The following is a 24,701-nucleotide window of genomic DNA, read 5'->3' as shown; positions in this document are numbered from 1 at the left end:
ACCTCGATACTGATCAAAGAAAAAGACTTAACCTAGCCTACGATATGAGTACAGTAGTCCATGGGCTTATCTGCTTTCTAGTAGTCTAATCATACACCACTCATTCAAGGCATATCTAATTCCTGCGAAATGATATATGGCGCTCCTACCGGTGAGTGACTGACAAGCCCTGTGCCTTAGTTGTACGGCGGTTTTTGTTATTTTTGATGCCTAGTTCGCTGCTATCTTGCTTTGATTATGTGTTAGGATTCTTAGACAAGCTTTTGTTTTTAGAGGGCTCCCCATGCGCAATACCTACGATCTACCAAAAGATTATCTTAAGAAAGTTGAAGCTGCCAAATCGCTACCTGGCATACCTTTCATAAGGTTTATGCTCGAAAGCCAAGATTACTTACTTGAAAAACAAATGGCAGGTAAGCAAAGAAATTTATCTGTACAAAGACACACCATGACCATGCCTACTTTGTTTAGAACATCACAGTTTTCAGACATGGTTGTCTTTTTGTTTATAGATTTGTTTGGCCTGTTTGGATACTACAAAGACAAGCATCAATTTGAACTCTATGGCCCTCACCTCAGAGCTAATGCTGCAGCGCATGCATTTGAGTTCTTCTGTGAAGAAGCATCGGCACACAAAAAAGAATACTCAAGTGCTTGTCGTGAAATTCTGCTTGAAAGACTAAAAGAGGCCTATCCAATCAACTGCAAAAAAGCAAAAGCTAAAGTAGATCCAGCTGCACTCAATGCACCAAGCGTAAATGCTTTCTTACTTGCGGCCCCTCACTATAAGACAGATGCCAACGACTTTTTAAGATACAACCTCGAAATCGAAATGACCGATTGGCTAAAGATGATCCGTATCAGCACCAAACTCTTTCGCCCAACTGTCAAAGAGGGTACAGAAATGTTGCGTACCTCTAGAAAGCTCAATTTGCCAACTTGGCCACGTGAGGAACGTACTATTGAGACTATGCCGACAGTTCAACAGGATCCAGACTTATTCAGTGAGCTTGACTCCCCAGAAGAGCTTATTGCGGTCTTCAGACAACAACTACCATCAACCATGCCGTTAGGTGGATTAGATGGTAAACCTGTTCTTGCTCGAAAGAAGCCTCATTGGCTGCCTAACTACTTAGTGCGATAGAAACCCTGCAGCATTTGATGGCTATATAGAGCATAGCTCGAGCACTCTATAAACAATTGCATTGCAAGCAAACTGATGCTTACTCCCATGCCATGGCGTGGGAGTTGTGGCATGAATCCTAGGCTATGGTGGGGCTAAGGTTAAGCGCCACTTGCATCTGGTAGCTGCGTTACGAATAGCTGCTTTACGCGCAACACCCCTCGATTTTGGGTTGATGAGTATCTTTTTCTAGCTGCTAGCGATTTGATGCGGGGGTAATTATTTTTTGCTGCTAGCTAAAAGAAAGATGCGATGCGGTTTAAGAGCTCAACAGCCTTCTTGTCGTCATGATCGATGCTGCTTATGAGCAAGGAAAGATCATTTTTAATGCTGCTAGCACGCTTAGCTACAGTATGGCTTACGTAGTCACGATACTGCTCGATTTGACCATCAAAGACAGCTTTTGGAAAGTTCTCAACGAGATAGCACAGTACCTGCTGGCCAAATTTACTCTTAGGATCAGCAATATGCGTGATATTAGTTTCCTGCCTAATATCGTGAGATGACATACGCTCAAAGACTTTTCTCTCAGGCAATGAGAGCTTGTAGAAGTATGCATCGTAAAAAGATAAATCCTTCTCTAAGATGGCTGCAGCATGTGCATAGGCATTTAGTTCAGCTTCATCTGAACTTTGTCCGCTATAAGCTGGAGCTGCCTTTACTATAGCAGCGTCGCTCTCATCAGCATCAAGCAAATCTACAAAACTTACATTGTTTAAACGATCCTGCTCATTTGCTAGATTAAAGCCAAGATCGCTTTGTCGCTGCGGCGTTAAGATGCCACATGGAGCAAGCAGTGGTGCTAAATCAACGTTAATGCATTGAACTTTAACTGAGCGGCCATCACTAATTAAGACCTTAAGTAAACGATGGTCATCGCTTTGATTTAAGACCTTTAATAAACACAGCTTGCCAGATTCATTTACATGCACTAAGAATTTACCTGGCGCATGCTCAGCAAAACGCACTGCTCTATTGCCATGTAAGAAACTCATGATCTTAAGATCATGGCTAAGAAGATGATTGTAGATATAGAACAAAGCATCGATGCGTTGCATCTGATTAGTAAGATCGCCAGTAAAGCCTAATTCTTTGGCGGCCTGATTGAGGCTTTTGGAGTTTTTAACTTTTACGTTGCCGAAGTAATAGCAAGTCTCTAATGCAGTCTTGAGATCGACTACATAATTAAAACGACTCATCGCATCTGGCAAGAAAAAGTTTTGAATCAGCATGCCATTGAAGGCAGAGAGGTGGCGCGAGGCATAAGTAATTAAAATATCATCCTCGCTTTGTGGTCTTACTTGCTCGTTTACCTGATTGATAAACTCAAGGGCGCTAACACCACCACGTAAGTTGTTAGGATCAATATCTTGTCTAAACAAGAATGCTGGCTTGATAAGCGCATGCTGAGCGTACTTACACAGCATGATCTTCTTTACGGTAGCACTATCTAAACCAAGACCTTCAGGGACACGCAGCAATCCAAAACCTGCCATACGGGCCATTAGTGACGGAGCACTTAAAGGCAATGGCAGAGCATAATACATACTGCGACTCACTGTAATTTCCCTCTACTAACAACTAAGAAAACCACACCTTTTCATAAAAACCAAGCATCAGCTGCTAAGTAGTACAGACAGTTAATCTGCACGCATACCTATTCTCCCTAGCTTTGGCAGCATCATGAGAGAGCACCTATCCTGATTGGTATCGTGGTGTGCAAACGAATATTATACAAAAGCCGCCGGCAAAATTCCCAACTGTTGCGACTTACCAAGCAAGATACCCACGATCTTGGCTGCATTTGCTAAGTTGCCTACGTGCTTTATTGCTACTTGCTTGATCCTTGAAGGCTTGATAGCTCTTGGAGCTTGCGACTATGCGCGAGCCTTTGCCTTGGCTTTTGACTTGGCTTTAACCGCATGTGACTATTGCCTTGGCCGCGTGTGGCTGTGGGCTTTCGCTTGAGCCGCATGTGACTATGGCTTTTGCTTTGGCTTTTGGCTTTTGACGGATGCTAAAAACGACAATGCCGCCAAACTGCTTTATAGGCAGGTGGTGGCGGCATTTTGATATTACTCGTATGGCCTTAATTAGTACTACTTAGTAGTCTTCTTAGTGGTGGTCTTACGAGTTGTAGTCTTGGTAGCACTCTTAGCAGAGGCTTTAGCTGCCATCTTAGTGGTGCTTGAGCTTGTGCTCTTCTTAGTGGTGGTAGAACGAGCCTTTAACTCAGAGATAGTCCATGAGTTGGTATCCTTGTTGTAATAGGCTGCCCACTTAGTCTGCTTGCCCTCGTCAGTAATAGAAGCTAAGTATTGCTCCTTAGTCTTACGAGAGAAACGTACTTGAGTCCTATTGCCATCATTATCCACCACAGGGCCGTCAGCTAAGTAATAGAACTTAGGACTAATACGGTCACGGAAGCGGCGTAACTCTTCAACAAAGACAGGACGTGTCTCACGAACTTTAGGGAAGTTATGTGCCGCTAAGAAGATACCAGAGGCACCGTCACGCAGAACATAGTGAGAGTCCTTGTTCTCCTCGCAAGTAAGCTCTGGCAGATCTACTGCATCCTCACGTGGAGGAGCAACTTCACCGTTCTTTAAGATCTTACGGGTGTTCTTACACTCTTCATTAGTACACTGCATGTACTTACCGAAGCGACCATCCTTGAGCACCATGGTGCCACCGCACTTTTCGCACTCAACAGTTGGGCCTAAAGCAGCCTCAGCCTCTTGTGAGTAGTCACCCTCTTCACGAATGTAACCATCACAGCCTGGTGCATTAGAGCATAAGTAGAGCTTGTGGTTCTTATCAATGAGATAAGCATCCATAGTAGCGCCGCACTTAGGACAACGCTTGGATTTGAGCAGTAACTTAGCCTCAGTAGCCTCATCCATCTCAATATCCTCAGGAATGGTTTGCTCCTGAGTATAAGTAAGATTTACAGTGCACTTGCAGCGATCTGCAGCCTTTACTGAAGAGTCGTGATAGCCCATACAGCTTAAGAAGGTACCGGTTCTGCCCATATGAGCTGCCATGTGGTACTTACCGCATTGAGGACACATCATGTCGATCTCAATGACCTTGTTATTTGGCATACCACCTTGATCAGCTGGCAAAGAGGCCTTGCTTAAGTGCTCAGAGAAGTCCTTGTAGAACTCATCTAAGTTAGCAATCCAATCACGCTTACCTGCAGCAATCTCGTCTAATGACTCTTCCATGGATGCAGTAAAGTGCAGATCCATGAGGTTTGCAAAGCTATAACGCAGACGATCGGTAACGATCTCACCCATCTTGGTTGCAAAGAAACGATTACGCTCGATCTTTACGTAGCCACGCTCCTGAATAGTAGCAATGATGGCTGCATAAGTAGATGGTCGACCAATACCGTCTTTTTCTAATTCTTTAACTAAAGTAGCTTCAGAGAAACGTGCTGGAGGCTGAGTAAAGTGCTGAGATGGCACTAAATCTTCAAGCTTAAGGATATCGCCCTCTTTTACATCAGGGAGCATGACATCTTCAGACTTGTTGCCAAGCACGCGACGGAAACCGTCAAAGATCTCAGTACGGCCAGTAGCACGTAACAGATAATCACCAGCCTGAACTACAATAGCGCGAGACTCGTAAGTCTGATTGCTCATCTGACAGGCTAAATAGCGATCATAAATGAGCTGATACAGACGCTGACCGTCACGATCAACAGTTGAAGGCACAGTCTTCATCTCAGGGTGAGATGGTCGAATAGCCTCGTGAGCCTCTTGAGCAGACTCTTTTGACTGATAATAATTTGGCTTTTCAGGTAAGTACTTATCACCATAGTTATCAGCAATGATCTCACGGGCAGACTCAATTGCCTCTTTTGACAGATTAACGCTGTCAGTACGCATGTAGGTGATAAAACCAGCCTCGTACAGTCTCTGTGCTGCAACCATGGTGCGCTTTACAGAGAAACCTAAGCGCTGATTGGCACTTTGCTGCAGAGTTGAGGTGGTAAATGGAGGTGGAGCGTGTGCCGATCCCTTCTTAGAATCGATGCGAGCTACCTTGTATTCTTGCTTACGTAAGTCCTCAAGCACGGCCATAGCTTGAGCTTTGTTATGCATCTCAATCTTAGAGCGGCCCTTGGCAGCAAGATTTACCTTTAAAGGCTCTTTATTCGGAGTTAAGGTATTGGCGAAAATTTCCCAATACTCAACTGGTACGAAAGACTTAATAGCTCTTTCGCGATCAACAATCAGCTCAACTGCAACGGATTGTACACGGCCTGCTGATAAGCCACGGCCGACCTTTTCCCACAGCAGTGGGGATACCATGAAACCTACAACACGATCAAGGAAGCGGCGAGTCTGCTGCGCATTGACCATGTTCATATTGAGCTGTTCTGGGTTGGCAAATGCCTTGGCAATCGCACTACGTGTAATTTCAGGATACTTTACACGCCAAAACTGTGTGTCTTTACCGCAGGCAGGCGCAAGCACTTCATGTAAGTGCCAAGCAATAGCCTCACCCTCGCGGTCCAAGTCAGTTGCTAAGTAGACTTTATCGCACTCAGACGCAATCTTCTTTAACTCTTTAACTACATCTTTCTTCTCTGGCATGACCACATAATCGGCCTTCCAGTTATCAAGCGGATCCACGCCCATACGCTCAAAGAGCGCAGAACGCTTTTCTGCCTCGGTCTTCTTAGTGCGAGTAGTTACTTTCTTAGTAGTACTTTTTGAGGCTCCGGTCGGAAGATCGCGAATATGACCGACACTAGCTCTAACTATGTAGTCAGGGCCAAGGTAATTATTGATTACCTTCGCTTTGTGCGGAGACTCCACAATTACTAACGACTTACCCATAAGTTATCCCCTAAAAATACAGTTTGAACAGCTATAAGATAAAGCTACCAAACAAACCTTACCTTCTAGCCGAACCCTTGAGGTGCAATCCCAAAGGCCTCATGCCTATGGTCCCTCGAGAACTGTTCGTGGTGATTGTATCAGTTTCCACGCCACATCAAAGCAAGTGAAAACTTTGATCATCACCAATGTGACCTCAGTCAGTATAAGAGCGCAACAGACGCTCTCGATGCAAAGGTCAAAAAGCCAAGCACGATAGCACTAAATTAGTTGAGCACATAGCGCATACCTAAAAAAACTTAGCTAAGAGCAAAAGTAGCCCTAGAGTATCACGCTTTTAAGCGTTGACGCTTTAACTATGGCTTTACCGATATCAGCTTATGCCTCTAATCGAGATCTAAGTAGCCAAAAACGACTTTTTTCTTCAAGTCGCTAGATAACGTCACACGCCTAAAAGTGCAGCTCTATATTAGTTGAGCACAGGCCATACTTTAAATGCAAGCTCCTGACTAAAAGTTTGCAAGTGCACCTTATCAAGCTAAGCGCACTTCTAGGAATAAATCCCCCTTTTTCTTAGTTCAGTGGCAAAGCATCGTAAAGTAGCACACTAGCGAGCCTAACTACGAATCCCTTAAGCTATTTGTATCATTGTGGTGCAGCACCTTAGCACCGCAAACCAAGCTTAAGACCTATCGCAAGCACAAGTTATCAGCCTGCCGCAACCCAAGCTCAAGACCTGCTGCAAGCCCAAAGTTAACAGCCTGCTGCAAATCAAGTTCAAGGCCTGCTGGCAGGCCTGAAAGCGAGCCTAGCTTGATAACTTTGGAGCTTAAGATACGGACTGTACGGCCCTATCTTGTGCTTTAGCTTTGCAATCGCTTTTGCTCTTGCTCTTGCTTGACTAGCGCATGTTCATGAAAGAGTTGTCGTGCTCTTCTAACTTTTGCGCACTTTCAACTGGATCGATGCACTTGCCAAAGATAGCTTTGCTTAAGGCAGATTTTGGTAAGAACTTAGAGATGAGATTCTTCTTCTCTTGCTTCTTCCACTTGATCTTTAAGGCGCTGTCGATAGTTAAGCCCATACGCTCCTTGATGTACTCATCTGAAGTAGCAATCTCATCGACTAAGCCTAATTCTTTAGCATCCACAGCTAGCCAGTGCTCACCAGTGGTGACCTTATCTGCATCTAAGTGTGGACGATAACGCAGTACCTGCTCTTTAAAGCGGGTGTGTACGGCCTCAAGCTCTTCTTTGAACTTAGCACGACCCTCTTCGGTATTCTCGCCTAAAACGCTTAAGGTACGCTTGAACTTGCCTGCAGTGATTTGCTCATAATCAACATCGTACTTATTGATTAGTCGACGGAAGTTTGGAATACCAGCAATCACACCAATAGAGCCAATGTAGGAAAATGGAGCAGCCACAATCTTATTGGCTACACAAGCCATTAGATAACCACCAGAGGCAGCCACTTCATCGACGGTAACAGTAAGGGTAATGCCACGGTCACGAATACGCTGCAGCTGTGATGCGCATAAGCCATAAGAGTTAACTAAGCCACCTGGAGACATCAGGTTTACAATGACCTCGTCCTCAGGAGTAGCCACATCTAAGATGGCATCAATCTTTAAACGCAGATCTTTAAACTCAGTACCCTTAGCAGAGCCTCTAAAGTCGATCACATAAAGGTTGCGTGGGCAGAATACGCCTGCTTCCTTTTTCTCTTCAATGGTCTTTAAGAAAGCAGCACGCTCATCAAGCTTCTCTTGAACCTTTTCCTTTGCGCTAACTGCTGGCTTCTTTTTCTTCTCTTCTTTCTTAAGGCCAACCTTGATCTCTTCTTTGTTTAAAAGCTTATCTGGATTGGAGCGCTTTAGGCTCTTAGAGATCATTTCATTACGCTTTTTAGCAGCTAACTTGAGATCCTCAACTACTAAAGCACCTTTAGCTTGAGTCTGACCACCTTTCTTATTACGAGAAACAAAGGAAAGAATGGTCATCACAGGAATGATGATCACTGCTAGTACCACAATGCCCTTGAGCACGAAGCCTAGCAAATCAAGTAAAAATTCAACTACCATAACTACCTCTTAGTCGCGCTCTTTATCAAATTTGTTGTCGTCATGCAGCTCTGAAAATACGGCCTGAGCAGCCTCTTCATTACCACCGGTAAATGCCTGACGCTCGCCATCAACAACATCGAAACTACCACGCTCATCACCATCACGGCGAATGAACTCGTATTCGTCGTCATCTTGTAAAGAGCTATCAGCGCCATCTACAAACTCACGACCCTCGTAATCATCGGCACCGTCGTGATCTAACATGTCGATATCAGCGTTAACTCGCATCTGACCAAAGTGTTCTTGGCAAAATTCTCTACCCTCATCGGTAAGATCAATGCCATTGTCCACAATAGCGATTAAGCGCTGCTTATATAAGGAGCCAATGGCTTTCTTAAAGCGGCCTTTAGACATATGCAGGAAGTCTTCAATCTCTTTAGGATCGGACTTATCGTTAAAGCCTAAATGACCCTTTTCAAAGTGCAGAGCTTGCATGATGTCTTCTGCAGCATGCTCAATACCATCTCTACCTGGCTCTTGAAGCGATACATCTAAACGACCATCATTACGTACTGCAGTAATGTAGCCATCATAGCGCTTGCCAATGGTTAGCTCGCCCTTTTGCTCGGAGGCGTAGATTAAGCCATAAACACTGTCATTAACGATGACACGATAGCCCAGTGGAGTATGCGCAACACCCACGACCTTCACGCGCTCATCGACTTGAAACTCATCTTTACGTGCTTTATCGCGGATATAGCGGTTAAAGCACTGTGTACCAAAGAGACGGCCGCGCTCATCAATCGAGACATAGACTAAGGCATTATCGCCCTCGAACATTCTAAAGCGCTGCTCGGATACAGGCAGTACTAGCTCTTTTGGAATACCTAAATCTAAGTAAGCAGTAGCATTCTTAACGCAATTGATGCGCAGATTACCAGTCATACCTAATTCAATATATGGTCTACGGGCAGTAGCTAAAACACGATCTGCATCCTTATAAAGGAAGACACGCATCATGTTGCCTACTTCTAAGCCCTCTGGCAGCTGTGAGTTTGGAATAAACAGAGCGCCATGCTCTTTGGCATTAACAAAGGCACCCTTATCTGAGATTTCACAAACCTCAAGCTCCACCATACGGCCAATAGGAACTTCACTGACAAAGACCTTATTTACATCGATAACCTCACGCTCGCCGCGCTCATGACGATTGTCTCGATCAGGACGTGGACCACGCTCAGTGCGAGGCGGACGACTCTTTGCACTACCCCATGGTGAGGCAGCGTTAGACTGACCTTGCTCATCGCGTGCACCATAGCCACCACGGCTAAAACTGCGCTCATCACGCTCATAGCGACCTGAGGAACGATCATCACGCTCGAAACGATCATAAGAACGCTCATCGCGGTTAAAGCGGCTTGGACGTCTATCATCTCGATCAAAGCGGCTAGCACGACCAAAACCACGGTCATCACGCTCGAAACTGCCTGAAGAACGCTCATCGCGGTTAAAACGGCCTGGACGGCTATCATCACGGTTAAAGCGGCTTGGACGGCTATCGTCACGGTTAAAGCGGCCTGGATGGCTATCATCACGATTAAAGCGACTTGGGTGGCTATCGTCACGGTTAAAGCGGCTTGGACGGCTATCGTCGCGATTAAAGCGACTTGGACGGCTATCGTCGCGGTTAAAGCGGCTTGGATGGCTATCGTCGCGATTAAAGCGGCTTGGACGGCTATCATCGCGATTAAAGCGGCTTGGATGGCTATCGTCACGATCAAAGCGGCTTGAGCTACCATAAGAACGGTCATCGCGTTCAAAACGGCGTGGGCTGTGCTCGTCGCGGTTAAAACGGCTTGAGCCACGATCATCACGTTCAAATCTACGTGGGCCACGCTCGCTGCTCTCGAAGCGCTGTGGAGTATCTGTTGCTACGGAGGAAGTGCTGCCTGGTCTCTTCAGGCTAAGTCTTGTCTTTGAAGTTCTTTCCATTATCGTTCCTAGCCGTCACTGACCGTTCCTATAGAAGAAGGAGACTGCTATTTTTCAGTGAGGCAAAAGTGGCCTACAACTTAATAGGCTGATTTATATTAGAGGCATTAGCTTATCAAAAGCAAATCTTTTTTAGGCAAGGCTCATCACTTAGCCTCTAAAAGCGATATCTAAGCCCTTTATCTTAGTGGAAATTGCAAACAATGCATGCCGATTCTGTTCAAGTAGCTTAGAGTGAGTAATATTCGGTATGTTTTAAGACCAAGTCTTCGAGCGAATCTGCTTGTGAGGCTGTTAAGTGCTCTTGGTTATATGAAACGCCTAGTCATTGTTAGCTGCAGCATTAAATGGTGTCTTAAGATAACTAGAGCTTTATACTCTGCGATACGTAAGACTTGCCAACTCTTGCAACGACGTATGCTTACCTATCTTGCTATGACGTAGGTTTTCCTGTCGCGCGATGGTTTAGGCTTCCCTGCAATACGATTGCTTTGGTTTTCCTGTCGTACGATGACTTAGGCTTCCCTAACAAAAGTAGGGCTTAATTGAAGATGAGATTTTGCGGGGTCTACAAAGACAAAGAGCAGACCTTGGTCTGCTCTTTTAGAAATCTTTGTGCAAGGTCATTATGACCTATTGCATAGCTTTCTGACGATTATACGCGCTGGAAGTCAACGTGGATAATACGTGAAGAAACTGGATGACGCTGCATTGCGATTGGCTTAACAGCGATAGCATCAGAACCTACGTTTAAGGTTACAGTCTCAGTGAAGAAATCTGGCTTAGTGGTAGCCTGAATTAACTTCTTCTCGTTTAAAGTGATGCTGACAGTTTCCTGACCCTTAGCAATGATGATTGCTGGGATCTTCTCTTCGCGACGAAGGCGGCGGCTCGCACCTCTCCCTAAGTCATTACGAAGTTCAACGTCTAAAGTGATAGCCATGATTATATACTCTCGTATTATTTGATGGTTACGCCAAACGTCTGCGACCGGATCGTTTGGCAAGACATCGCTACCTGATACTAGAAGAACTAGCAACTATCTAAAGTTGTACAGACTTTCATCTGCTCTTCGAAATGGTCAAAACCATTCGTGCATCAGGTTAGATAAAAAAAGCGCACTTAAGCGCCCTAAAAATCTGGTCGGTGATGTAGGATTCGAACCTACGACCCACTGCTCCCAAAGCAGTTGCGCTACCGGACTGCGCTAATCACCGACGGCGCATATTCTATAGTCACATGTGATGCATGTCAACAAAAATCTTACATTTACTTCACATAAACTACAAAATTGGCACTTACACTAGCCCTCGTTAGTTCTTCAAAAGGACTTAACAAAAACTCGTGTATCAAGTGCGTGCATTAGCATACACCCAAACGATCATTAGCACAAACTTTGTAAGTTGTAATGGATAGTGCTTTCAGATCATATTGAGAAGTAAATCACATCTAGAATTGCTATTAATGAAAGATCGAACGGCTCAAAACTAATTGATTGATCATTTGCAAACCTAGTATTGATCAGTTTTCCCATGATCTGACTACACTTTTACTCGATGAAAATGAGTTTTTTGAAGATCCAAGTGATAAGATTTATCAACTTGCTAAAAATGCTCTTTTATCGATCATTCCTGTTCATCTCGTGATCGATGCAACAGTCCCATTACTCTTAAAGATGCCATACATAAGCAAAAGATTCGATCTATAGCTGCTATAAAGGCGGCTTTTTATGTATGTCGCTAAAGCAATTGAGTATGTACCTCAGCTGATAACGATTGTCGTAGCGTCTTGATTGCAATGTTCAGACGCGTACAATGACGCTCAGATGAGAGTGTAAAGATGTAGATGCCAAAATTAAGGCCCTATCTTTATATAGCTTCATCTATATTACAAGTTAACCGCTTGCTTGTTGCATTACCTAACTTGTAATGTTCAGTTTATGGTTTTCTACTTTTTTAGCTATGACCGTTTGCGGAGGTATTGATGTCAACTAAGTATGTACGTCCATCCAAGGATGAATCCTTTATGGAAATTGCCGAGTCGGTGTCAATGCGCTCAACCTGCTTAAGACGCCGCTACGGTGCTGTAATCGTTTCTAAGGATGGCCGTATCGTATCCACTGGATACAATGGTGCTCCACGTTCTCGTGACAACTGTATCGATATTGGTACTTGTCTGCGTGAGGAGCTCGGTGTTAAGCCTGGCACTCACTATGAGATCTGCCGTGCAGTCCATGCTGAGGCAAATGCCATTATTAATGGTAACCCTCTTGAGATTATCGGCGGCACCTTATACTTATGCGGTACTGATGTAGCTACTAATGCTCCATCTAAGTACATCACTCCATGTGCTATGTGTGAGCGTCTTATCTTAAACGCTCAGATTGCTAAGGTAGTGATGCGCGATCAAAACCGCAACTTAGTAGAAGTTAACCCATTAGATTGGGAAGACGATGCGCGTTTAATTGAAGAACACCGTCGTAACATTCTTGGTAAATCTTCTGAGAATGACACCTCCGCTCACTCAGGCAACGGCGATGACGTTGATAGCGTAATTACTGCTATCAAGAAGCCATCTTCTTGCTGCGGTGGTGGCTGCTGCGGTTAATAGGCAGACTCGAAAAACTTATTAGCTTATGCGCCCATGGCCGTACATCAAGCTTAGGCGCTCAATACACGAGTTCATTTGTTGTTGTTTTAGACGGGTAGTACTTATTTATCTACCCACTGTTTACATCACAAAAGTACAGACATATATTTAGGACAAAGGAGCTTAGATAGTAGTTCCTAAGCTAGCACTCTTATATCAGAGTAAGCTGCTCAGTTAGCTTTAATATAAGAGTCAGTGCAAGCTGCTTAATAACAACTGCAGTGGCATATACCTAGCTGCATGAGATGAACACTATCTTTGCTCATATCGTCTGTATGAATCTCCGGAACATAAGCCATGCACGATAAGTTGCTCGAGCAAATCCAAAAGTATCCAGCCTTCATCTTTGACATGGACGGCACCATCATCAATTCTGAGATTTGGCATCATGTCGCTTGGAAACATATGGTTAAGCTGTTCGGCGGACCTGAATTACCACACGAACTCTTGCTTGAGTACGGCGGCTTACCAACTGCCACCATCTGCCAAGACCTCATAAACCGCTACAATCTCAATGCCGATCCCGAGGAAATGGCTAAAACTAAAACCAAGCTCTTCATCAACGAATACATGCCAAAGGCCGAGCCTTTCTGTAAGATCGAAAATATCCTCAAATATCTCTATGCTCAAGGCAAACGCATCGCTATTGCCACCTCATCCCATCAGAGAGAAGCAAGATATCTATTAGGCAAAGTCGGTCTTATGCCTTACATTCACTCCTTAGTTACAGGTGATATGGTGCAAAAAGGCAAACCAAATCCTGACATTTACCTGCTTGCAGCTAAAAGCTTAGGCGCTGATCCTGTCGATTGCTTAGTCTTTGAAGATACTGTAGTGGGCATGATTGGCATCAAGAACGCCAAGATGGATGGTGTAAAGGTCTTTGATGGCGAGTTTGATTGCGACCATATTATCAAAGCTGATGAAGCCTGGGAGCCCCGCGATACTGGGCTTTCTATCCCCATCAAGATGGACTAGTACGCCACAAGAAGGCTTGCATCACACACAAACAAGCATCTTGCTAAGAACCTAACAGACTCAAACCCACCATCATAAAGTACATCCTTGCAGTTTGAGTCTTGAGCCCCTCTTCTCATTTCTTATACAGCACAGCTGCAAGCGACCCTTGCAAACTGTGCTTTGTCTTTTAGCGCAGCTAGAATGCCCTTATCGTAGCTTAGCTTTTAGTTCGGCTAGAATGCCCTTATCGTAGCTTAGCTTTTAGTTCGGCTAGAGTGCCCTTAGCGTAGCTTAGCTTCTACTTTTTTGAGCGCAGCTGCAGCTACGTTTGCTAGCTGTGCTGCGATTAAGCTCTTTTGAGAACCTTTTTGCTACTGTTGCGCCTTTGAGCAATCAACAGCTATTGCCTTCATTTATCTAATTTGACGCAGCAGCGGCTGTGGCTTCAGTAGGCTTGGCAGCGGCTGTGGCAGTGGCTTCAGTAGGCTTGGCAGCATCAGCATCGGTCTCTTGTGTAGTGCTTGGCTCAGCTACTTGAGCTGTGTCTTTGGCAGGGGTGACAGTTGGCTCTGTAGCGGTGCTAGTGTCAGTTGCAGGTAGCGCAACGCTATTATGGTTAGCTGACATATTTTCAAGCACGTCGCCAAAGAAAATAGTATCAAGCTGTCTTGAGCTTAGCTCCTTTGCTGCAGCCTCTGACAGACCGCATTGTGCAGCTTCATATTTTTGCAGGCACAGATAGTTAACCTGATCGGTATAGCTTGCGTGGATATTGAACTTATCTGAATTTATAGCAGAGATTAAATTCATGACTATCATAGCCAGCGCTAGATAAACGATGTGCACAGTACGAATACGATGTGAGTGCTCGAATAACACTAGTATTGGCAGCAGCGCAAAGGCAAAAATTAAAATCAGGTGCCAGTAGCTAAATGTAATGGTTGAGGCAGCACCTGCCATCATGAGCGCTAAGATCGAAGCAATAGTCAGCGATCGAATAAAGCTAGTGCCTTCATGATGAGCAAAAGGCGAAGATGAGAGCACCTTATAGTTGGCATAAACCGCAATTAGTACAGTTAAGCCACCAATAGCCTGAGTGATCACGAGATAGACATAACGTAAGATCTCAAGATAGACAGGAGCATCTGCTGCTACATCAGGTACTAAAGCCTTTTTAGTTACCAGTAAAGAGCCAAATCTAAACCAGTACAGTACTGCCTTTAAGACTGGATAAACATGCACTAGTCCATAACCAAAGTATCTTTCCTGAGCGATCTGATCGTTATTTTCTCTAATGGCCTCATTCACCATCACCTCATTTATGTATGGGATAAGTGAAGCTGCTACTATCGCTAGGCCAACAAAAATACCTAAAAAGCTGATTCTAATATCACGACGCAGGTACAAAATACCGCAGATGGCAACTAACACTGGCCAAGAGAAATGCAGCTGTAGACAAAAGCCTGCAGATAAAGAAAGCATCACAGATGCTAAAAATGCAGTTAGATATGGAACATCACGGCCTTTTCTTCTAATGCGTACCAGCATGTTTAAAAAGACAGCTGATCCAAAGGCTAAATATGAAGGGTTATATAAAAGTTCTTCATATAAGAACCAAGGTGACAGAGCATATAAAAGAGTGGCGATGACTACTGTACGTGGCTTAAGAATTTGGGCTACTGCATTAACAAAAATGAAAATACTCAGAACACGCAATCCAATTAATAGAGCAACTGGAGCAATTGGATGCATGTACCAAGTGAGTGGATAACCTACTATGTAGGATGATAAAGAGCCTGGCACATTTCCTACAGTACTTGCAGCATTACCATAAGGCAGGAAATTACCTGTAATTGCGCCTAGGTAGCCTTTATCAAGCATCTGCAGTTGATCGCCGCTGATGATCTGATTGAGCTGGAAAAATACAGCAAAGGCTGTCGAGATGATAATCAGCAGTAAAATTAAAAGGTAATCTTTTAAGTTCAAATGTGTGCGAACACGTGCCATGAAGCGATCTCTTTAATCATTTGCTTAGTGAAAGAGCATAAGCCACAAAAATCTCTTTCGCTGCATTCTCTAACGACGTATCAATAATAACGTTAAGATATTGCATTCAAGCTTATGATACCATCGATTGAATGGCCAACTGCTAAGTAGATTGTTGTTCAAACATTTTTAAAACAAAAAAGCGATCTCACATCTACATGTAAGACCGCTCTTTAATGCGCTTAGCACACACATGAACTAGTGCTTGAAGATGAAATCTAGGCCATTGGCATTGCGCAATCGCTGTTAATTGCTCTTAGCGCATTGGCAAATGCCACACTGTTATGCCTAGCTAAAGCTTGCTAACTTATCTAGGCTTGTTTGCGTCAATCAGGGCACTGAGCTTGGCTTTGAGATCATCGCTGAGCTTTGGCATGGCACCTGAGCAAGTACAAACATATGCAGCAACTTCTGCAGCTGTCTCATGGGCCTCTTGCTGAGATACGCCCTGTACATACAGTGCAATAAAAGTAGCACTAAAGGAATCGCCCGCACCAACAGTATCTGCTACCTGCACGGTTGGCGTTGGAACATGGGTGTATGTATCTTTTATGAAGATCTCAGAACCATGCTCACCACAAGTATAGATAAAACCGTTTAAGCCATACTCGTCTGCTATCGCCTTGTAAAACTCTTGTGAGGACATGTTTTTGTCCATGCCCAAGAGTTCGCAGACAACTGGCAATTCCTCTTCATTGCACTTAAAGATGGTGCAACGCTTTAAGCCTGCAATAACCACCTCAAGATCATAAAAAGACTGGCGTAAGTTAATGTCAAAGATCTTCATGCTGCCTTGTGGCATAGCATCTAAAAACTCACCCACGCTCTTACGGGTTAAACCATCTTTGTAGCGCTGAGCAAGCGAGCCAAAGCAACAAACATCAGTCTTTGATGCAATCTCTTTAAGCTCATCTGTCATTGGCATATTGTCGTAGGCTGTATCCTCAGCAAAGTCGTAAATAGCTACGCCCTTATCATCTAAGGATGCTTTTACGTAGCCAGTGACCTTGTGAGAGCGATGTGCATTAACCTTTAGACCTGCCTCAGATAGAACTTTAAGCGCCTTATCGCCGCTTTCATCCAAACCCACGCTGCTCACAACTAAGGAGTCTAGGCCAGCTTGCTGCGCATGGTAAGCAAAGTTAGCCGGAGCGCCACCAATACGAGTACCTGACGGGAGGATATCCCATAAAATCTCGCCTAAACCGACACATGTAATGGTTTTAGACATAACAACCATTCTCCCTAGATTGGAACAAGTAAACACTTTCAGCAAATTTTGCAGCAAAACTTTGTAAAAATTTGTGAGCGCTATAGATAATAACGCAACACCTATAGCTTAACGTTAGGCAACCATGACCATCAGCAAGGGCTAACAAAAAGTATTTAGCTCTAAACCAAGCTGATGTTTAAGCTAATTATTAGCTTGTGCCGCTTTTGTTAAAACTATATTGCCACGCAAGATCTAAATTGTTAAGGAAAAGCTTAGTTTTGCAAAAAATAGCACAAAATATGATAGCTAAAGCACAATTTTTGCAATTATTTTCACAAATTTTGCTGCAAATTTTGCAGTGTTTGTGCATTAGTCCTCTTCAACAATCTTTGGGAAAGTTGCTTGAGGGCGCATGTTAATCCGATCAGGGTCATAAGCGCGACGTAAGTTAGCGTTAATGTCCTCAATTGAATCCATATCATCAGGAGTTAATTCAAAGCCGTAGAGATCTGAGTTTTGCTTAATGCGCTCAGCTCGTACTGACTTTGGAATTACAATGACACCACGCTGCATATTCCAACGCAGCATGATTTGAGCTGGAGTGACCTTGTAGTAATCGGCAATAGAAGCTAAACGAGGATCACTAATTAAACTATTGCCCTCACCGCCTAATGGAGAATAAGCCTCAAAGGCAGTACCTGTGCGACGGCAGTAGGCAAGGAGCTCACTTTCGATATTTTGTGGATGGCACTCAGTCTGATTTACCTGAGGAATGACTTTCGCGCCTGCCTTCTTTAACTCTTCTAAGTGCTTAATGGTGAAGTTTGATACACCAATAGCGCGGCATAAGCCTTCATCGAGTAACTTCTCAAGCTCTAAGTAAGCTTTTTGATAGCCATCAAATGGCCAGTGCAACAGATATAGATCAACATAATCCATACCTAAGCGCTCTAAAGACTGCTCTAAGCCACGGCGAGGATTATCAAAGTCAGTACGCCACAGCTTGGTGGTGACAAAGATGTCCTCACGAGGCAGTGAGGTATCACGAATACCGCGACCTACGCTCTTTTCATTGCAGTAGATACGAGCTGTATCAATCATGCGGTAACCGTACTCAATGGCAGTACGCACCGCTGCACGAGTTTGTTCACCCATTGGACATCTGAAAACGCCTAAACCAAGTAGTGGCATACGCACACCATTGTTTAGCTCTATAACAGAATTGATATCCATAAGTGCTGCTCCTTAGTATTTTTGCCAGCTTAATGCAAGTGCACTTTTAGTTAAGCAAAGACTTATCTAAAAGAGCAGTGAGAGCAGCGCAAAAACGCCCTGCCCTACTTAAACTGCAATTGCATTAAGCATGAGCACGCCACGAAATCACACACTATAAAAACGATTGAGCCGTGCATGCGCTACAGCAAAGCTATAGTCATAGCATCAGCCAATCAGTCGTGGCGCAGTTAAGTAATATTTTGCTAGGCAAGAGAACATAAAATGCTCCTTTGCCTAGCTCGACCAGCAACCATAACTCTATCTACTTAAAAGAAACCTCATAAAGGTTTCTCTTCATAAGATGAGCTAAGATACGTCGGTCGTTTGCCGTATCCATCATGTAGTGCTAATGCACACTTTATGATGGCGGCATAAATTCTTGTATCCTGCAAAACTAGCTGCAAAGCACCACATCTTGTTGGACCGTGCTTGTACATGCAACAGTCAAAAGATTGGTTCTAGCTTTGCACTTGCTGTTGCTAATCCAAAAGATTAGTTCTAGCTTCGACCAATTACTTTTGTAAGTACAAAAGATTGGTTGTAGCTTCGCACTTACTTTTGCAAGTACGCATGGCTTTGCAAGCTTAATTAAATGAGTGAGCCTCGCTTCATGGCGGCAACTGCATGAGCTGCAACCATTGGGGATGCTCCCTTTTTAGTCATATGCTCGGACATATAGCGTCTAAACAGACGTGAATTTGGACAGCCATTAAAGAGTCCTAAAATATGACGGTACAAGAGGTGCACCGGCTTACCCTCAGCAACGATAGCTTCACCAAGCTTAATGACCTCCTCAATAACTTGCTCACGAGACATGATCTCATCTGATCCTTTGCCATAGAGCTCATGATCTACCGTGCAGAGAATATATGGATCATCGATCACAGCACGACCAAGCATTACACCATCTACCTTGCTCAGTTCCTCTTTGCACTGATCGATAGTAGTAATGCCGCCGTTAATGGTGATCTTAAGACCCTCAAAAGCCTGCTTAATCTTATAGACACGCTCATAATCAAGCGGTGGCACAGTGCGATTTTCTTTTGGAGATAAACCGCTAAGCCAGGCTTTACGCGCGTGGATCACAATGTGACGACAACCTGCCTCGTAGATAGTGCCCATAAGCTCAAAGGTAAAGTCCTCAGAGTCGAGCTCATCTACACCAATACGTGTCTTTACTGATACTGGAATATCTCCTGCAGCCTCTTGCATGGCGCTATAACACTGAGCAATCAGCTTTGGTGTTTTCATCAAAATGGCACCAAAGTTACCTGACTGTACCTTATCTGAAGGACAACCAGCGTTGAGATTAATCGCCTGATAGCCACGCTTAACACCAGCATTTGTTGCAAAAGCAAGCTTCTTAGGATCACTGCCACCTAACTGTAAACATACAGGAGGCTCGTTATCCTTAAAGTCAATTAGATGATACTTCTCATGAACCAAGGCGTCTGCGGCGATCATCTCAGTATATAAAATAGCCTCCTTACACATAATGCGGGCCATTCGTCTAAAGATGGAGTCGGTCACATCAACCATGGGAGCAACGGCAAACTTCTCGCAAGGTAAAAAGTACTGCACTGAAGCGTTACTGTGCTTATTTTCACTAGCAGCACTAACAGTACTATCTGCTACCTTGCAATCTTGCTCAGTTACGTCGTTTAACATTTGAGTAGTCATCAAACACTTAATCCTAGTATCACGCCACTTAATCATCCATCCACTCTATGTTCTTGCCATATGCACTAAGACATAGATTCAGTCACAAAGTGATGAGCTTTGAAAAGTGGCCTCAAAACATGACGCTATGATAATGACAAAAAGCTAAAAAAGCATGACAAGTGCAAAACAAAAGTTTGTTCCCTTGCTTAAAAAGGCTTCAAAGCGCCCCAAACCACTTAAAACCGCTCGATTCCCGCCATCTTTTTCACGCAAGCGGGCTAAGCGTGTAAGTACGCATTACTTTGCTTAATAACATTGCAGTTTCGATGGCTCTTTGAGCACGGCTGCAAGCTTGTGAGACTGTGTCTTTGCTTCCCGCATATAAAAATGGCACAGATACAACGAGAGCATCTGTGCCAGTTTTTCTTAAAAGGTTTTAATAGAGCTTGAAAGCTTCTCATTGACGCGAGTAATTACTCGCTAGCATCATCGTCCTTGCCCTTTCTTAATACATTACGCATCAAGCGGCCTAAGCGGTGCTTGCTTGCAGTAGTACTGTCTGAGCGGCCTAAGAAAGCTAACTGATTTGCTAAGTTCTCTTGCTCAATTGGAGTTAACCAACGGCTTGAGAACAGTGGCAGTAAGATGGTGATGTTACGCACTAAGTCGTTTAACTTTTCTTCATGCTCGGTGTTTGGATTGCCAAGGAAGTGAGCAATAGCAACACCTAACTTCTTCATGTCTTCTGGATTGATTTCACGAGTTGTAGCAGGCAGAGAGCTAAAACGCACAGCATCAAACTTAACTGCAGGATCTTGAGTGTATACCTTGCAATTACGTGCCACGATGCCGCAATCAGCAAGATTATCAATAGCGCCACGAGCAGACATGGCGCAGTGCTTAGCATCAATCACAACTAAATGAGACTCAGTACCACCGCAAATTAAGGTCATACCGCCCTCTTTGAGGCCTTCAGCTAAAGCTTGAGCATTCTTAATGGCCTGATCGCAGTAATCACGATACTCTGGAGACTGCATCTTCTTAAGACGAATAGCCATAGCTGCAAGCTCTGGTGAACCAAGGCCGGTGTGACCAGAGGCAAAAGCTACACGATCAATTGCGGATGCATACTTGTACTTAGAGATGATCACAGCACTACGTGGGCCTTGCAGAGCACCGTGAGTGGTGAAGGTAACCACATCAGCATATGGCAGAGGTGATGCCATCACACCTGAGGTAATCAGACCTGCAACCTGTGAAATATCACACCATAAGATTGCGCCTACATCAGTGGCAATCTTGGATAAACGCTCATAATCAATTGGATATGGATAATTGATTGGAGAGACGATGATAAGACGTGGCTTATTCTCTTGAGCTTGAGCCTCAATGGCATCATAGTTTAAATGCTGAGTCTCTGGGTTTAAACCAAAGTTTACAAAGCGATACACAAAAGACTCGCTGTTGCAGTGCTCTTTTTTGCGCAGGTCAAGTGACATGACCACATCACCACGCTGCACTAAAGCCTGCAGTACTACACGTGAGGCAGCCTCAATAGTGATGCACTTGACGTTAGCGTGCTCGCAATTGAAGATGCCGCAAATACGCTTAGTTACGATCTCCTCAAGGATGTTGGTTGAGGAGAAGGTATTGTTGTGTTCTTCATTAACTAACACATTGCCCAAAGTAGCAGCGCAAAGTGGGGACATACTGTTCTCATCGGGAATGAATGACAGAGAGTAGTACTGTCTTTCCAGCTCCTCCTCGTAATAATCGTAGAGCTCGGTATCAAAACCGCGAATAACATTCAGTAAATTCATAAAATCCCCCGAAACAACCACATCGCGATCATTTAGCCGCTATGACCTAAGTAAATTTGCTTAATGCTTAAAGCATTGAACTAACACTAAAGTACATAGCAACAGAAGATGCTGGTTGTGACAACTGCACTCATAGGCGTACAACAAATTGAAAACGCCCATGATGTTCAATCTAAACCTTGAGTCACTTGTAGTGATCGCATTAGAGCAAGTAGCCATTTAGCAGTGAAATCCCCAGACGCCAAATAGCATTATGCCCAGTATCAAGTTTACCCTAGTTAGCACTAGGCACCAACAATCGTCACGCCAAAACGTGCACACCGTTATAGTTTACATGAGCCATTGCGCAATCTTGCTGTTAATTGCTCTGCCAATTTTCAATAAAAGCAAGAATTGTAAAGTCTCATAGGCAGGGATCACCAAGCAACTATAGCTTACCAACTACCCTTGGTATGCACACTCCAAGATCCCCAATCGCCCTTACCTAAGATCACCAAGATAGCAAAGGATTGATGACAAGCCCTCAAGATGGACGGATGGATGGATGACTTACTTGCGTGCGTGTTTAGTTGCTTAGTTGCTTAGTCGCTCGCCTGATAACTGTCTACGCTGCGATCATGGCTCTGCATAAAAAGATCAAAAGATCACAAGATCATGTACCTAAAAGACAAAAGGCACCATACGGTGCCTCTTGTTCATAGATCAGGGTCATTCATAAGCTGATGAATGCCACTTATTCATTGGTTTACTTAGCTTCTGCGTCGCTAGGAGCAGCCTTGTCTGCGTCCTCTGCAGCTGCATCCTTAGAAGCAGCAACTTCTGCTGCAGCGGCCTCAACGTTGTCAGCAGCTGGGGCTGCCTCAACAGCATCTGCAGCCTCGGCAGCGTCTGCTGCAGCGGCGGCTGCATTCTCATCTGCATTTGGGGCAACTTCCTGAGCTTGATTTTGCTCAGTTTGCACTACCTCAACTACAGCAGTAGCTTCAGCTTGTGCCTGAGTCTCTTCTGCCTCAACCTTGAAAGGCCAAGCCATTGGAATAACTACCACACAAACCAGCAGTGAGAGCACTACTAAAGGAGAGCCAACACGCACATAGTCCATAAACTTGAACTTACCAGGTGCTAAAACTAAGGTATTTGGAGGGGTAGCAACTGGAGTGGTGAAAGCACAAGATGCGCCGATAGAAATAGCCATCAGTACTGGATATGGGGAAGCACCCATCTTAGCTGCGATAGACAGGCCAATTGGGCAGAGCAGAGCTGCTGCTGCAGTATTGGACATGAACTGACTTAAACCACAGGATAAAGTGAACAGCACCACCATGAACATGTATGGGCTTGGAGAATCACCCATTAAGCCTACTACCACATCAGCGATCATGCCGCCTGCACCAGTCTTATCGAGGGCGTTGGCCAGTGGCAGCATACCAGCAAATAAGAAGATGGTAACCCAGTCGATACCACGGTATGCCTTCTTTTCTGAAAGGGTACCAGTTAACACGCAGGCTAAAGCACCGATAACGGCTACCATTTCCTGAGTCAGACCTGGAATACCAAATACCAGACCGTAGATAACGAAGAGCAGAATTAAAATGCAGTACATACGGGCACGTGGAGTACCTGAGGAAGTCACGGTACCAACGGAGGCCATATCTGCATAGTTATGTGGAGTGAGCTTGCGGCCAATGGTCATCATGTAGATAACTGACATTATTGACAGTGGCACACCAATGATGGCGAACTCAAAGAAACCAAACGGAGCCATATTAGATGACTCTAAAGTTGCTGATGCAATAATGTTTGGTGGAGTGCCTACCATGGTGATAGTACCGCCAGTATTAGCAGCAACAGCAAGACCCATGAGTAATGGAGAGCAAGGAATACGTGCGGCTACACAGATACCAATAATTACTGGCAGCAAGCAAGCTACAGTTCCTGTATTAGAAGCAAAGGATGACATGACGATTGTTAGAGTCATCATGGCAGCCATTAAAGGTATCTCTTTTGTACCTACTCTCTTTACGACCATAGATCCTATTCGTTGCGCCAATCCCGACTCTAACATCGCGGCACCGACTACGAACATACCGGCAAAGAGAACTACGGTTGAGTTTGATAGTCCTGCAAACACTTCTTTTGGTGAAAGTACACCAAAGACACCTAAAGCAACTGTGGCACCCATTGCAGTTACAGCTAGTGGAATCAGTTCGGTTACGAACAAGAATGCCACTACTGCCAAAACTGACAATGTGATAATTGCTGCTGAGTGATCCATGAGTTGATCCTTAACCCAGCATCATCAAGACAAATCCCAAGAACTAACCATAGTTTTAAGCTAGTGCCAAATAGACATCTATACGCCAAAGGACAGATCCTACAAGGAGTGTGCTTAAGTAGCCTACAAATAAAGTAGTTTAGATGCCTACAAGATTTGACTAATGGATGCGTTGTATTCAGCTAAATGCTGAAAATCTAAAACAACCAACTAACAAGCAAAATTAGGCACATAAGCATATGTTCCCATCATTTGCTGCGACATGTTGTTAGTTGTATCCCCCGAAAGAGAATCACGAGCTATAAATGAAAACTATAAATGACCATAGCTTCACTTACTAATAAGCCGTTTTCCCAAATACGTTCATGATAGCCCCGCCTTATGTGCAAATCGAGGATTTTGATCACACTACACAGTTAATTAGTTATCACGCAAAGCGTGAATACATACGGAATTAAACGCAAAATCTCCATAAATGACGGCAAAAATATTCGCAATTTTAGCCAAGTATGCCTTTAATTGGGCGGTGTACTAAAAGTTCGTAACATTATCCACTTTGTACCAGTCTAAAACACCCCTCTTAAACATAGCCTATATAAAGGATTAGCAAGCGAGCTTCAGATAATTACCACAGCTTTGAACCACACCTCAACCTTTACCAAGCCACATGCAATGCACCACAAGATTTGCAAAAGAAGTATAGAGGTACTG

General features: G+C 44.2%; 14 protein-coding genes and 1 tRNA gene. 3 read left to right on the top strand and 12 right to left on the bottom strand.

The genetic code is table 11. The features are described 5' to 3' along the window. Nucleotides 1-283: 283 nt before the first annotated feature. Nucleotides 284-1,144 (top strand): hypothetical protein, encoded by an 861-nt coding sequence (locus tag H524_RS0103250; RefSeq protein WP_027939187.1) that lies wholly within the window; start codon nucleotides 284-286, stop codon nucleotides 1,142-1,144. Between the two features lie 275 nt (nucleotides 1,145-1,419). Here the strand turns inward: H524_RS0103250 and H524_RS0103245 are convergent, their stop codons facing one another. From H524_RS0103245 to H524_RS0103220, 6 genes are all read right to left on the bottom strand, one after another. Continuing rightward, entirely contained in the window at nucleotides 1,420-2,742 is a 1,323-nt protein-coding gene (locus tag H524_RS0103245) for a hypothetical protein (RefSeq protein WP_156907525.1), read from the bottom strand. A gap of 540 nt (nucleotides 2,743-3,282) precedes the next feature. Beyond that, nucleotides 3,283-6,033: a type I DNA topoisomerase gene (gene topA / locus H524_RS14045; protein WP_084281631.1), complete on the bottom strand. Its 2,751-nt coding sequence runs from the start codon at nucleotides 6,031-6,033 to the stop codon at nucleotides 3,283-3,285. A 901-nt stretch (nucleotides 6,034-6,934) separates the two neighbouring features. Beyond that, the gene (gene sohB, locus H524_RS14040; RefSeq protein WP_044121368.1) at nucleotides 6,935-8,116 is read right to left on the bottom strand and encodes a protease SohB; all 1,182 of its coding nucleotides are present in this window, start codon (nucleotides 8,114-8,116) and stop codon (nucleotides 6,935-6,937) included. Between the two features lie 9 nt (nucleotides 8,117-8,125). Continuing rightward, nucleotides 8,126-10,090, bottom strand: coding sequence for a S1-like domain-containing RNA-binding protein (locus H524_RS16315; protein ID WP_052338882.1), 1,965 nt, complete (start codon nucleotides 10,088-10,090; stop codon nucleotides 8,126-8,128). 655 nt (nucleotides 10,091-10,745) lie between these two features. After that, complete coding sequence (gene rplY / locus H524_RS0103225) at nucleotides 10,746-11,033, bottom strand: 50S ribosomal protein L25 (RefSeq protein WP_027939185.1); 288 nt, start codon at nucleotides 11,031-11,033, stop codon at nucleotides 10,746-10,748. A 197-nt stretch (nucleotides 11,034-11,230) separates the two neighbouring features. Further along, nucleotides 11,231-11,307 (bottom strand) — tRNA-Pro (locus H524_RS0103220). A 766-nt stretch (nucleotides 11,308-12,073) separates the two neighbouring features. On the opposite strand from H524_RS0103220, the gene H524_RS14030 reads away from it, so the two are divergent. Then, nucleotides 12,074-12,697, top strand: a complete 624-nt coding sequence (locus H524_RS14030) for a deoxycytidylate deaminase (protein ID WP_084281630.1) — start codon at nucleotides 12,074-12,076, stop codon at nucleotides 12,695-12,697. Between the two features lie 339 nt (nucleotides 12,698-13,036). Beyond that, complete coding sequence (locus tag H524_RS14025; protein WP_052338881.1) at nucleotides 13,037-13,717, top strand: HAD family hydrolase; 681 nt, start codon at nucleotides 13,037-13,039, stop codon at nucleotides 13,715-13,717. Nucleotides 13,718-14,116: 399 nt separating this feature from the next. Here the strand turns inward: H524_RS14025 and H524_RS14020 are convergent, their stop codons facing one another. The 6 genes from H524_RS14020 to H524_RS14005 form a co-directional block, all read right to left on the bottom strand. Then, on the bottom strand, nucleotides 14,117-15,706 hold the full coding sequence (locus H524_RS14020; RefSeq protein WP_052338880.1) for a hypothetical protein: 1,590 nt from the start codon (nucleotides 15,704-15,706) through the stop codon (nucleotides 14,117-14,119). Between the two features lie 346 nt (nucleotides 15,707-16,052). After that, a complete protein-coding gene (locus H524_RS0103200; RefSeq protein WP_027939184.1) occupies nucleotides 16,053-16,976 on the bottom strand; it encodes a carbohydrate kinase family protein in 924 nt (307 codons plus the stop codon). A gap of 351 nt (nucleotides 16,977-17,327) precedes the next feature. Continuing rightward, nucleotides 17,328-18,191, bottom strand: coding sequence for an aldo/keto reductase (locus H524_RS0103195; RefSeq protein ID WP_027939183.1), 864 nt, complete (start codon nucleotides 18,189-18,191; stop codon nucleotides 17,328-17,330). 630 nt (nucleotides 18,192-18,821) lie between these two features. Next, nucleotides 18,822-19,913 carry a tRNA dihydrouridine(20/20a) synthase DusA gene (gene dusA, locus H524_RS14015; protein WP_245580437.1) on the bottom strand — a complete coding sequence of 364 codons (1,092 nt, stop codon included), beginning with the start codon at nucleotides 19,911-19,913 and terminating at the stop codon, nucleotides 18,822-18,824. Between the two features lie 455 nt (nucleotides 19,914-20,368). After that, nucleotides 20,369-21,715: a hypothetical protein gene (locus tag H524_RS14010; protein WP_052338878.1), complete on the bottom strand. Its 1,347-nt coding sequence runs from the start codon at nucleotides 21,713-21,715 to the stop codon at nucleotides 20,369-20,371. A 745-nt stretch (nucleotides 21,716-22,460) separates the two neighbouring features. After that, nucleotides 22,461-23,990, bottom strand: coding sequence for an SLC13 family permease (locus H524_RS14005; protein ID WP_084281629.1), 1,530 nt, complete (start codon nucleotides 23,988-23,990; stop codon nucleotides 22,461-22,463). Nucleotides 23,991-24,701: the final 711 nt, after the last annotated feature.

It is taken from the genome of Anaerobiospirillum succiniciproducens DSM 6400, from assembly GCF_000482845.1.
Classification (GTDB): Bacteria; Pseudomonadota; Gammaproteobacteria; order Enterobacterales; family Succinivibrionaceae; genus Anaerobiospirillum; species Anaerobiospirillum succiniciproducens.
This window is presented reverse-complemented; position numbering and strand designations above follow the sequence as displayed.